This window comes from Vibrio sp. VP6 (assembly GCF_028823755.1).
Taxonomy (GTDB): domain Bacteria; phylum Pseudomonadota; class Gammaproteobacteria; order Enterobacterales; family Vibrionaceae; genus Vibrio; species Vibrio parahaemolyticus.
Window position 1 is genome coordinate 63,124 of the sequence record NZ_JAPEID010000004.1, and the last position, 11,695, is coordinate 74,818.

At 41.4% G+C, this 11,695-nt stretch carries 12 protein-coding genes; 7 read left to right on the forward strand and 5 right to left on the reverse strand.

From position 1 onward, the window contains the following. Positions 1 to 153 precede the first annotated feature (153 nt). From OU793_RS04005 to OU793_RS04015, 3 genes are all read left to right on the forward strand, one after another. Positions 154 to 1,020, forward strand: a complete 867-nt coding sequence (locus OU793_RS04005; RefSeq protein ID WP_015296114.1) for a YicC/YloC family endoribonuclease — start codon at positions 154 to 156, stop codon at positions 1,018 to 1,020. Positions 1,021 to 1,255: 235 nt separating this feature from the next. After that, entirely contained in the window at positions 1,256 to 2,476 is a 1,221-nt protein-coding gene (locus OU793_RS04010) for a site-specific integrase (protein WP_025792500.1), read from the forward strand. 406 nt (positions 2,477 to 2,882) lie between these two features. Then, on the forward strand, positions 2,883 to 4,574 hold the full coding sequence (locus tag OU793_RS04015; protein ID WP_025792498.1) for an N-6 DNA methylase: 1,692 nt from the start codon (positions 2,883 to 2,885) through the stop codon (positions 4,572 to 4,574). A 34-nt stretch (positions 4,575 to 4,608) separates the two neighbouring features. Here OU793_RS04015 and OU793_RS04020 read toward each other — a convergent pair whose 3' ends face one another. The 5 genes from OU793_RS04020 to OU793_RS04040 are packed head-to-tail and all read right to left on the reverse strand — an operon-like array spanning position 4,609 to position 9,669. After that, positions 4,609 to 5,364, reverse strand: a complete 756-nt coding sequence (locus OU793_RS04020) for a hypothetical protein (RefSeq protein WP_025792496.1) — start codon at positions 5,362 to 5,364, stop codon at positions 4,609 to 4,611. A 7-nt stretch (positions 5,365 to 5,371) separates the two neighbouring features. After that, positions 5,372 to 6,385, reverse strand: a complete 1,014-nt coding sequence (locus OU793_RS04025) for a response regulator transcription factor (protein WP_025792494.1) — start codon at positions 6,383 to 6,385, stop codon at positions 5,372 to 5,374. A 1-nt stretch (position 6,386) separates the two neighbouring features. Further along, positions 6,387 to 8,861 (reverse strand): ATP-binding protein, encoded by a 2,475-nt coding sequence (locus OU793_RS04030; RefSeq protein ID WP_274647727.1) that lies wholly within the window; start codon positions 8,859 to 8,861, stop codon positions 6,387 to 6,389. 10 nt (positions 8,862 to 8,871) lie between these two features. Beyond that, positions 8,872 to 9,291: a hypothetical protein gene (locus tag OU793_RS04035; RefSeq protein WP_025792490.1), complete on the reverse strand. Its 420-nt coding sequence runs from the start codon at positions 9,289 to 9,291 to the stop codon at positions 8,872 to 8,874. 3 nt (positions 9,292 to 9,294) lie between these two features. After that, on the reverse strand, positions 9,295 to 9,669 hold the full coding sequence (locus tag OU793_RS04040) for a hypothetical protein (protein ID WP_025792488.1): 375 nt from the start codon (positions 9,667 to 9,669) through the stop codon (positions 9,295 to 9,297). Between the two features lie 319 nt (positions 9,670 to 9,988). Between OU793_RS04040 and radC the strand changes: the two genes are divergently transcribed. From radC to OU793_RS04060, 4 genes are read left to right on the forward strand one after another with little or no spacing between them, the layout of a single operon-like run. After that, positions 9,989 to 10,462 carry a DNA repair protein RadC gene (gene radC, locus OU793_RS04045; protein WP_108744590.1) on the forward strand — a complete coding sequence of 158 codons (474 nt, stop codon included), beginning with the start codon at positions 9,989 to 9,991 and terminating at the stop codon, positions 10,460 to 10,462. Then, positions 10,459 to 10,896: a DUF2787 domain-containing protein gene (locus tag OU793_RS04050; protein WP_168192488.1), complete on the forward strand. Its 438-nt coding sequence runs from the start codon at positions 10,459 to 10,461 to the stop codon at positions 10,894 to 10,896. The genes radC and OU793_RS04050 overlap by 4 nt, the downstream gene beginning before the upstream one ends. Positions 10,897 to 10,946: 50 nt before the next feature. Next, positions 10,947 to 11,390, forward strand: a complete 444-nt coding sequence (locus tag OU793_RS04055; protein WP_025792484.1) for a DUF2787 domain-containing protein — start codon at positions 10,947 to 10,949, stop codon at positions 11,388 to 11,390. A gap of 3 nt (positions 11,391 to 11,393) precedes the next feature. Then, entirely contained in the window at positions 11,394 to 11,570 is a 177-nt protein-coding gene (locus tag OU793_RS04060) for a hypothetical protein (RefSeq protein WP_033904945.1), read from the forward strand. Positions 11,571 to 11,695 lie beyond the last annotated feature (125 nt).

Genomic DNA, 11,695 nt, shown 5'->3' on the forward strand with positions numbered 1-11,695 from the left:
CGATTTCGGATTCCTAGGTCACAACTTCACTCCCTCTAAACATTTCCTGGGAGCATATTTGCGAGACACTGATGTAAGACAGCCCGCGCACCTCTTGCCGCTCCGTGATACACTCTCTAGGTAATTTTCAAAAAATGAAGACAGGAAAATTCGATGATTTACAGTATGACTGCGTATGCGCGCAAAGAAGTAAAAGGCGACTGGGGCTCAGCGGTATGGGAAATCCGCAGTGTAAACCAGCGTTACCTAGAAACCTATTTCCGCATGCCAGAACAATTCCGAGCTTTAGAACCAGTTCTACGCGAGCGTTTTCGTAAACGTCTAGCGCGAGGAAAAGTGGAATGTAGCCTTCGTTTCGAAGCGAACCCTGCAGCAAAAGCCGAGCTTAGCATCAATGAAGCGTTGGCAACCCAAGTGATTAAAGCTGCTGAACAAGTTATGCACATGACTGGTGAGCTTAGCCGCATCAATCCATTTCAAGTCATGCAATGGCCTGGTGTGATGGAAACTCCTGAGCAAAACATGGATGAGGTCAACAAAGAGCTGCTTGCTGCATTTGATGAAGCAATTAGTGAATTTATTGAAGCGCGTGGCCGTGAAGGCGACAACATGAAAGCGCTGATCGAACAACGCCTAGACGCGATTACCGCAGAAGTGGTGAAAGTTCGTGCTCGCATGCCTGAAATCCTAGAATGGCAACGTGAACGTCTATTCTCAAAATTTGAAGATGCGAAAATTGAACTGGATGCTTCTCGTGTAGAACAAGAGCTTATCTTGCTAGCGCAAAAGTCAGACGTTGCAGAAGAGCTAGATCGTCTGGATTCTCACGTGAAAGAAACGACCAACATCCTGAAAAAAGGTGGCGCAGTCGGTCGTCGTCTGGATTTCATGATGCAAGAATTCAACCGTGAGTCAAACACGCTCGCTTCTAAATCGATCAGCACCGACATCACTGCGTCGGGCGTTGAACTGAAAGTTCTGATCGAGCAAATGCGCGAACAGATCCAAAATATCGAATAGATTCCCCTCTCCTCCACACACTTCCACAAAGCCCTTATTGATAAGGGCTTTGTTATTTTTTCCATCCCTATACATCCATCAAATTCATCAACAGCCATGAACAAACGGGGAGTATCGTGGGTAGCACTTTGCTATTTACTCCCCACCGTAGTATAAATATCACAACATACTCCCCACTTCTGGAGGGTGATGTAATGATAACTTCGATTAGAGCTATAAATTCAAGGAGATAGAGATGGGGAATCTCACCGTCAACCAAGTTAAGGCGATAGTAAAAGATCAAAAAACAGGTCGTCATGCCGATGGTGATGGTTTCTATCTAATGATTCCTAGAGTAGGTCGACCATACTGGATGCTAAGGTATACCCTTTTTAAGAAAAGAAAGGAGGTAACTATTGGCAAGGTCGATGAGCTTTCTCTTGCAGATGCAAGGTTGAAAGCAGCTGAGTTTCGAAAGCAAATAAGCGAAGGGATTAACCCAATTGCAGAAAGAAAACGGAGTAAGCAAGCCGATATACAAATAATCGATGATCTCTTCGAAGACTGGTACAAGGATTTGTCCAAAAGGCTCAAGCACCCCAATATACCTAAGCGTATCTATCAGAAAGAGATCTCTCCGCAAATTGGTCAATACACGTTGAAACGTGTCACCCCTTTAGACATCCGTAACATCATCCAAATAGTCGCTGACAGTGGCCGTCCAACCACAGCCAATGACACATTAATGTATTGTAAGCAGCTTTTTAAGCACGGTATGAAGATTGGTGTTATTGAGTCTAACCCTGCACTAGCATTTTCCAACTATGATGCTGGTGGCATTGAAGAGAGCCGAGATCGGGTCTTAGAACTGGAAGAGATTAAACATGTTTTTTCCGTCTTCAACCAAAACATTTATAGCTTCAATCGAGACAACTACCTAGCTTGTGCTCTGCTTCTTTGTCTTGGCGTTCGTAAATCAGAGCTAACAGAAGCAAAGTGGACTGAGTTCGATCTAGATAATGCTTTATGGCACCTACCAGCGGAACGAAGCAAATCAGGGACAGGTTTCACTATTCCGCTTCCGGAGCTGTGCGTAGAGTGGTTTAAAGAACTGCATATGCGAGCTTGTCGTTCGGAGTACGTCTTCCCAAACAGAAGGGAAAGCAAAGTACCTCACATGGGCAAAGACACACTGAACAGAGCTATTTCAAAGCTATTTGGTCGAGAGCCCGGTCGTAAGGTACAACCACCAAATAAAATGGGCGATATCAAACATTTTGCGGTTCACGATCTACGCCGCACCTGCCGTAGCCTACTCGCTTCGGTAAAAGTTCCTAGCCATATCGCAGAGCGCTGTTTAAATCACAAGCTGAAAGGTGTTGAAGGTATCTATGATCGATATGACTACTTGGAAGAGCGCAAAGAAGCATTGGAGAAAGTCACTAATCTGATCAGAAATAGTATAGTGACTTCTTAGCTATCAAAAAATTTATCTTTAAGTTTAAGGGAATCGCCCCCATTTGCTCAAGATTCCTAGGTTAGAAAGAATACTCGCAAGGAAAATGAGGAAAGTGAACCGATATGTACATCCTATCTTTTGCTTTAAACTTATCCAATGAAATTTTTTCGTCGCATTACAGACCAACTAAATGTTTTGATATCCAACATGTAATTTTTACTACTGATTTATCTACTCTATCGAGAATCGTTTTTCTGTGTTAAAATTATCACAATCTCATACACGGCATAACTTTTTGTATTAATTAAACTTATTTAATACCATCTCTCGATGATATTTAAAAAGAGTTCTCTAACTCGAGTATAATTAGCAATGAAGTGGCGGCTTTACGAGTTAGACTGTTTAATATTCAATAGGAACACAAATGAACCCGCACTCACTACCCAAAAAGAAAGAACTGGGTGCATACTATACACCAGCTGCATTGAGCCAAGTTCTTGCCGACTGGGCAATTCTGCAAGCTGACCAAGATATCTTAGAGCCAAGTTTTGGCGGTTGTGGTTTTTTTGAGAGTAGTATCGCAAGGCTGCACGAACTCGGCTGCTCCACTCCTGAAAAACAACTTTATGGTGTAGATATTGACGAACATGCATTCGAGATTTTGAATAAAAAGTTTAGCAAGAGCGTCGATGTTAATCAGCGATTCATTTTAAAAGACTTCATCCAAGTCAAACCTATTGAGTTCTCTGTCCACAAGTTTGATGTAATCCTTGGCAATCCTCCATATGTTTCAATGCATAACATGACAGATGAACAACGGCTATCTTGCGACAACGTGTTACGTAATTCTCCTTTTTCTAAGCATACAATGGGGCGGAATGCCAGCCTATGGGCTTTTTTCCTATTACATAGCTTAGAATTTTTGAAAGAAGGCGGCCGAGTTGCTTGGGTGTTGCCTAGTAGTTTATTGCATGCTGACTATGCTGAAAAATTGGTTCAGATCCATCAGCGGCATTTTGAAAAAATCAAAGTACTTAAGCTTGCAGAACGCTTCTTTAAAGAAGAAGGCGCTCAAGAAACTTCGATTATTTTGTTAGCTCAAGGCTTTCACAAAGAGAATACTTCCCCATGCAATCTTTCCGTGGATGTTGTTGAAAATATTACAGAACTCAAGCAAGCGATAGCGAATAATGACGAAGCATCAGCTATGAATATTCGTGACTACAAATTGAACATCATTTCATCCGCTGCAAAGTTCTCCTATCAAGCGTTGCTCCAACAAGAGTCAACGAAAGCACTCGGACATTACGTCGATATAAAAATTGGTATGGTTACAGGAGCAAATAACTACTTTATCATCAACCGTTCTACGGCAGAAAAGCATCGTTTGCCTGAGGATGTTTTAAAGCCAGTGGTTAGCCGATTCAATCACCTTCAAGGCATAGTGCACAACAAAACTAGACATCGAAAATGTGCAAAAGCCGACCAACGTGTTTTATTGGTACTACCAACCGAAGAACAAATGGCTGACTGCTTATCTCCGGTTGCCAGGTACCTGTCTGGCATTTCCTATGATGAAAAAGAAAACAATCGTACGTTCAAGAAACGTCCTCATTGGTTCGCTCCGGGGTGGGGCGTTGATGGCATTAAAGCCGATTGTTTCATGTCCTACATGATTCATCGCGGGCCTAGAATGGTAGTCAATACTGGTAGGCAGTTCAATTGCACAAACTCAATTCATAAAGTTATCTTTCGTGAGAAAGTAAGTGCTAAGTACAAGCGTGCAATGGCAATAACAATGTTGTCTACGTTTACCCAGTTTTCTGCTGAGCTTGAAGGACGGTCATATAGCTCTGGAGTATTAAAGATTGAACCTTCCGCCGGGCGTCAAATAAAAGTACTTTTTTCTGAAAAATGTATCGATGATTTAGACGCATTAAAAGCAGAGGTCGAAACTGCTTTAGAACAAGATAACGTCTATCGTGTCACTCAGTTAGTTGATAGTGTACTAATAAAACATGGATTGATCACAGTAGAACAATGCCGCTATCTCGCGCTAGCTGTCCATGATTTACGATGCGAACGATATAAAGGTGTGAGAAGCTACAGTGAATAAAAGAATAGGCTAATCCGTTATTAGCCTATTCTCTTTATCCAAGCCTATGTATTGGTGTTGTTCTGGATGCGTTTTGTAAGCGACTACAAATTGCGTCGTAGTATGGAATCAGCCAAATTTTTTCACAACCGATAACATGTCTGTTCCAACTTCTATCATTTATGACTTCCTCCCCCCCCAATTCAAATTCCTTTAAGACAAAATCTAACAGCATCACTATATCGTAAGGCTGTTGCGGAAGCCTTGGATGATCCAGCGGCGAAAACAGCTTGTAATGCACTACATTGTTCATTTTTAGATAACTGGGTTCAAAGTTTCCACCATATTGTAGATGAAACTTAGGTTTACTGATGTCGTCATTTTTTACATCAAGGTCAAAATGAAAACGTCTTAGAATGTGATAACCATCAACAATGGGGTAACTATTCCACTCTTCTGGTATTTCTGTATTGTCTTCTGAATTGTGTTCCAGCATAAGATTCAAGCATAAGCTCTGCCTACAGATAATTCCTTGGTCGAAATTAATAGACCCCCCAAGCGATATATAAAACTTCCTGTTTCCTACCTTGGGGTTCACATAGGGAAAAACGATATTAGGATTAATCGATATATCTTCGATAAAAGCATTTCGTTGTCTTAATGTTAGCCCAAGTTTATTGTGTAACTCGCTGAAAAATGAGTACAACTGATCGTTGTCAGACCGAGGTAAGGCTAAATGTTTTGCAAGAATGAGCTTGGAAAAATCCTTCAGTGCAATTAAATATTCACGAGTAAATTTACGATCGATCATATACACACTACGCTACCTCAATAATGCGTGGATTTCGGAAGAATGGTTCTTGTGGAAGTGCGTCATTAAATTCAGAGCAAGCTATATGAACAGGTAATAGTTCATGTTCTTGATCTGTGACAATCCCCAACCCATCTGGGTAAAGTGCACCACACTCAACACATACTGAGAAATCCTTTTTCTCTGTTGCTCCAAGGAGTTTTGAAGACGCTTCTTTGAATGGTAAAGTACTTAAATAGTGGTTGGGGTCATCTTTTTCAAAAATCGTATCTTCAAGTAAAACTCCCCACCACCTCTTCTCAAACGACTGACTAAACACCCCCTTATAAAGGGCGCTGTCGAATTGTTCTGCAATACTATCAAAGAACTCAACACTAATGCCTAATAGCCCAGCCGCTCCTGCGCGACTTACTAGCGGTCCTTCTTTTCTCAGTAAAGAGCGAGCTAGCCATCTAAATAATCTTAGGTTCAAACTGTCTACTATTTCATTCTTAGGTATTTGGCTATCATCGCAATGAGTGGTGGTATCTGACCTTGCTAGTATAGGTTTTATAATAGTTCCAATTTCATCGTTAAGTGTCTCAGGACATTGAATCAGTCTCAAAAAATCGTTAGATGAAGTACAACTTCTTAATTCAATATGACTTTGAATCTCCGCTTTAAAAGCATGAGAGTTATTTATTGCATCATCATTAATGAACAGGTCAAAATCACCAATTTGATTAGTTGGAGCAGTTTTTACCGAAATTAAATAAATTGGGGTTCTGTGTGCATAAGAATGAATGAGTGAGTACAAAGCGGTCCCTGTCTTAAAAATAGATCGAGCTTTATCTAGCATGTAGTCAACTATAATTAAGTCATACTCACCAGATTGGCTGTCTACAAGTTTTTGTTTAAGAGCTTCCGGATCAGGCTCAACAAGATCACATGTAATATGTTCTCTCTGCTCAAGAACATCAAGTAGCCCCTTTCTTGGATAAGATTCTTCAGTCGTTTTATCATCAATGACTAGGATTTTCATTTTAATTTCCGATAGTTACTTGTACTACAGCATTCCAGTTAGAAGACGGTTCTATAAACTCAACACCACCTTTATGTTTCTTAAGAATATTCTGGACTATATTTAATCCCAAGCCAGAGCCTTTCCCTAAATTGCTTAATTTTTCATCACCAAGTTTAGAGGAGACTGAACTGTATAATTTCCCTTCTGGATCAAACGTTCTCGGTTCAAATACTTTTTTCCAGTGCTCTTTCTTGAGTCCAATACCATTATCTCTAACCGTTATGTAGTGAGTATCATTTTCTTTTACAACTCCAACTTGAATAAGTCTCTGCTCTGAATCGCTGGCAATAAGTGACTTAATGCTGTTTGAAATGAGATTAATAAGAACAGAGTATGCTTCCGCTGAGTTTAGTTTCGGCACCCCTAAAATAGGGCTTACGTCTTCAAACTGTAGTGTAATCCCATACTGCTTTAAGAAGAAGCGGAACCCAGTTTGGATACGATTGAATAAGCTTCTATAAGTAACTTTTTTCGCTGACTTACTCGTCGAATCTGAAAAAACCTCAAACAATTCGAATAAGTCATCAAAAGACCGCTTATGCATTTCCGCACTGTTCGCTATAGATAGTAATTCCTGTTTGACATCTTCATCATTAATCTTGTCAGCGATCAACTTGAGCTGAGCGGATTGGCTAATAAGAGTCTGCGCGATTCCTTTTACTTCATGTGCAAATACAAATAACAGTGGCGCTGTTGCAGATACAGCTCGCAACAACTCTGACTCGGCTTCAAGTTCTTTATATTCTGAAAGAAGATATGCCTGAGCAGAGCTTTTCTGAGCTTGAGCTTCCTTAGACAGGGTTTTCAGAGCTTTATCTACAGATGTAACGATCCCCTCCTCCGTTAGAGAGGGTTGGATTATAGGTCGTTCTACTTTAGCCTGAAGGTTATCTTTGGGGGTTCGAGTGTCAGTTTGTGGAGACTCCGTCTCTTTTGGGTCTAGTAACTTATCATCATCAGCAGCAGGTAATTCATCATCAATCTCTTCTTGAGACCAAAGTGTATTGATGGCCTTCGTAATTCTGCTTTCAGTACTTTCGAACTTGTTTCCAACAGACTCTTCGAAATCTTTAATAACTTTGGCATGTCGCTCTCTACGACAACGTAACAACCAAGCTTCATAGTTAATCGTTGCCCAGTCTAAAGACATTCTAATCGCATCTTTTAGACTCAAATAATTTTTATCAGCAAGCAAACCTTCTCGGTCCATTTTTACCTGAAATGCATCAACGGCTTTCCCTTCTATGATGACATTACCGATCAATGAACGAGTACCCGGATGGTTTAACATCGCTCTATTCGGCGAAGGAATACCCATGTGTACAGCTAGGTCTTGAAGCTCTTTATAATCACTTGGTCCACGGCGACGAGATATATCATGAGCAATATCCAGCCAGTCATCACCCTCGTTTATGTCACCATACGGATACACTCTAAATCCATTAAGGTATAATTTAATTCCCGAATGTATTTCCGTAATATCTTTTAAAACAGAGCGAGTTAAAAATGTAGGATCTCTTAGGTTTTCTATGCCATCGCGCGTTTTTAACGGTACGATGTGAATTTTAAATGATATACCAGCTAAAGGTATAAACTTATCATTTTTGTAAGTATAAGACTGAGTGTCTGAGTCTTTGCTCTCAAGCTGAAAAGCAAGCGTTCCATTGTCTTTCACACAACCAGTTAAAGTTCCCCAGCCTGCACTTAACATTTTTTCATCAGCTTTGAAGATCGCACTACCTGTCAACTCTTCAAATTCAGGTGCCTCTATTTGAGCAGTAAAACCGGGATCTTCTTTAAATCCTTTACGTTTAGTTGGGATCGCAATCGAAATTAATGTGATGCTTTTCAGAATCATTTTAAAGTCACGACTCGTCACTCGATCTCTCAAACCTTTCAGTTTAAGAGTTGTCCCAACTGGTCCTGTAGTAGAGATATAAGTTTTGTACTGACATTTTACTGTGGACAAACGCCGACCCGGTATGAAATCGTCCCAATCAAACTCAACAATAGTATGTTCAAAGCCATCTGCTACTCCGGCGCATGTTATTAGCTCTAAGTGTTCAGCTAGTCTTTGACAGGCAAATCGGCCAATACCTTTATTACCCGTTACAGGACGACCATATAGTCGACTAACTGGGTTATTACGTTTATTGCTGGTGCCTATGGTCATCCAATGTTTTGACACTGTGTCAAAAGTCATCCCCAAGCCTTTATCTGTGATAATCAGCTCAGAATTGTCTAAGTTCTCGTACTCAGATGCGTTAGTCAGCGACACATCAACGCTTGGACTATCAGCATCGTAAGCGTTTTTGATCAACTCAGAAATGCCTATATGATTTCGACTAACGAGTCTTTCGCCTAGCTCTGTGATTAACTGAGCATCCACATCAAATGTGAATGTGTCATGTTTTTCATTAAATATCTCAGCCACAAGCTCAACCTTATTGATCTATGAAATGTTTGTTTGCTAATGCCAAAATAACTCCAGATGGACTGGAATTACTGAACAAAGAATAGGTATACAGTATGCTGTTGTTCATTTTGCCAAAGTAGAGCCTGCCAGTTTCCTTTGACTGACGCTCCTCTTTTAGGTGTAGATTCACTCTTCCGTTAACAACTATGTTCTCTTTATCCCTTGCCCATAGAGTTTTGAGAAGTGATTGCTCTGAATCATCGATAACAAAGTACATTCTCAAATTAGTAAATACTAGCCAGCATTGCTGCGTCTCGCTTTTAAACACTAAAAGAGCATCCGCTTCGTCAATGTTCTCAATCTCATTGAATCTTTCAAAACTACGAATACATTCGATCACTTGCGCCTTTTTCTTAAAGCTGGAGCGACCTAGTAAAAAATTCAGCATAAATTACTCCGTAGGAACTCGTTCACGAGAAAGGTCTTGGCTGGAAGATGCCAAGAGTCTTGGTAACACAACTGGCCAGCCTGCACCAACAAAAACACTAGCCGTCCGGCTAATTTCAAAGATATCAGCCGCAGCCCCAACAGTTCCGGCGATACCAGCCCCCAGTCCCCATAATAGAATGACCCATATGCCAGCATATCCACTGTAAGATAACTTGAGTAGACTGTTCTTGTTCGTAGCTTTCGAAGTGCAAAAATCCAATATCACAATCAAAAGCCCAAAAATAGCCGCCGACAGACCAAAGTTAACAACTGTATATTTAGCGTTAGTAGCCTCACCTAAAAGCGCTAAATCTAGCGCGAGTCGTAATGTATCCATTAGTTACCTTTTCATTGCCAACTCATAACCAGTTGAAAAATATTAATAATGTGTTAGCAGCTTATATTAACAATATCACACCTTAATAGACCGAACCCACATATAAGTCTAATGTTTATACTCTATCGTTTCAGTTCCACAATTGGAAACATGATGTCATCAATTCTATCCTTAATCCCTTGAATAAAAATGAGCACGATACTCCAATCCGAAAAATCGTTGGCAAATTTGAGTATCACATCATCACCCTAAATCCAAAAATATTCAGGCATATGTCATCAATGTGAATACCCACCATTGATTCCGACAGGAGCCCGAAATGAATCCCAAAACGTCCGATTACCAAAAGCAGCAACACTATCAGGAAAATGAAATCCTAGAGCATGCCGCAGAGATACTGGCAACACGATACGTGCGTGGTGATGCTCTCACCAATCCTGATGCCACCAAAGAGTATGTGCGCTGTAAGCTAGGTAGCCATGAGCGTGAAGTCTTTGCCTTATTGCTACTGGATAACCAAAACCGACTGATTGAATTTAAAGAGCTGTTTCATGGCACCGTAGATGCGGCCAGCGTCTATCCACGTGAAGTGGTGAAAACGGTGTTAGAAGTGAATGCCGCAGCGGTGATATTTGCCCATAACCATCCATCTGGAGACTCAACACCGTCTCAAGCCGATAGACGCATAACCGAAAGACTCAAGGACGCTTTAGCGCTGGTGGATGTTCGCGTTCTCGACCATATCGTGACAGGCGATACCTGCACCTCATTTGCTGAAAGGGGATGGCTATGATTGAGCAACATTATGATGAGCTTTCTATTGATGATGCATTACATGTGTCACTGGAAGCACTTTTGAATCGATACACTCTCCCAGAGAACGCTGAACGACTCGTGCTGAACTGCCGCCAAATGAGTTACTACCGACATCGACAAGGTTTGCATCCGATTGAAGTACAGCTTAAACGTGAGTCAGTCTCAAGCCCTTGGCTGGTGGTGTTCTTTGCTAGCTTCTCTTATACCGATGACAGCAGCACAACTGTTGAGCCTGAGTTGTACTTTCACCTTGCGAATCGCTGGTGCTATCAACCCGATGTGGGGAGCACTGATTTATCACATCCAGAAGTACAAGAGCTACTCTCGGTATGGATGAAAGCCTTTGCTCGTCACCTTTCCAGAAACCTCTTTGATGATGTGCAACTGACAATGGTCGGCACATTCCAATAATTCTATCTGTCTCATTTATTATTTGAATCCTGAAACAAGGAGGACTCACTATGTCCAAATTAACCTTCACAACATCCACACTACCTGTATCGAAGAAACTGCATAAGCTGCTAAGCGAGCGATTCACCGCTCATTTGCTGAGTAATGAAGCACTGACCACCAGCCGTTATCTGGTGTTTAACTTTCGTGATAAAAGTTACAGCGCGGAAGAAGGCGGCTTCCATCCGGTTGAGATGGCGATTTGCCAAACCTCAACAGGAGAATGGAGCATTGAATACATCACCGACTTTGCTTATATGGGAAACTACTATCCAGAGCTAGAGCGCAACTTGGATTTTGATTTTCGGGTTGGACAGTTCTTTGTTGCTTATCGTGGTTGGCTACCAATGCAAGGTAGCCGTGATGCCAAAGAGCTGTATCGCCTATGGGAGAATAACTTTCTTGCCTATGTCGATATGGACTCCTACAACGAGATAGCCATCACTCCGCAATAACTCATGACTTCCCTTCTTCTACAAACCATCAAACTTGTCACCGCCCTCATCACGCTGTTTTCACTTTCCCCGTTCTTCGGTGCTATTGGAGCCCTATCTACTTTAGGGTTTCTGGTGGTGCTGTTGATTGGGTTATTGGCAACAGTTGCAGAGCTCAGAGATAAGCATAAGCCTCGTTAATGTTAATCGGCTCACGCTTTGGTGATGCCGATTGATGCTGTTTTCACCGTTGGACATTATGTGTCTGACCCACCTCTATTCTCCCGACATTAAATGTCCGACTCCGGTGTGGAGCTTTGATGTAT

Bases quoted from the DNA above. Each gene is read 5' to 3' on its own strand.
- OU793_RS04005 (WP_015296114.1), top strand. From the start codon at position 154: ATGATTTACAGTATGACTGCGTATGCGCGCAAAGAAGTAAAAGGCGAC.
- OU793_RS04010 (WP_025792500.1), top strand. From the start codon at position 1,256: ATGGGGAATCTCACCGTCAACCAAGTTAAGGCGATAGTAAAAGATCAA.
- OU793_RS04015 (WP_025792498.1), top strand. From the start codon at position 2,883: ATGAACCCGCACTCACTACCCAAAAAGAAAGAACTGGGTGCATACTAT.
- OU793_RS04020 (WP_025792496.1), bottom strand. From the start codon at position 5,364: ATGATCGATCGTAAATTTACTCGTGAATATTTAATTGCACTGAAGGAT.
- OU793_RS04025 (WP_025792494.1), bottom strand. From the start codon at position 6,385: ATGAAAATCCTAGTCATTGATGATAAAACGACTGAAGAATCTTATCCA.
- OU793_RS04035 (WP_025792490.1), bottom strand. From the start codon at position 9,291: ATGCTGAATTTTTTACTAGGTCGCTCCAGCTTTAAGAAAAAGGCGCAA.
- OU793_RS04040 (WP_025792488.1), bottom strand. From the start codon at position 9,669: ATGGATACATTACGACTCGCGCTAGATTTAGCGCTTTTAGGTGAGGCT.
- radC (WP_108744590.1), top strand. From the start codon at position 9,989: ATGAATCCCAAAACGTCCGATTACCAAAAGCAGCAACACTATCAGGAA.
- OU793_RS04050 (WP_168192488.1), top strand. From the start codon at position 10,459: ATGATTGAGCAACATTATGATGAGCTTTCTATTGATGATGCATTACAT.
- OU793_RS04055 (WP_025792484.1), top strand. From the start codon at position 10,947: ATGTCCAAATTAACCTTCACAACATCCACACTACCTGTATCGAAGAAA.
- OU793_RS04060 (WP_033904945.1), top strand. From the start codon at position 11,394: ATGACTTCCCTTCTTCTACAAACCATCAAACTTGTCACCGCCCTCATC.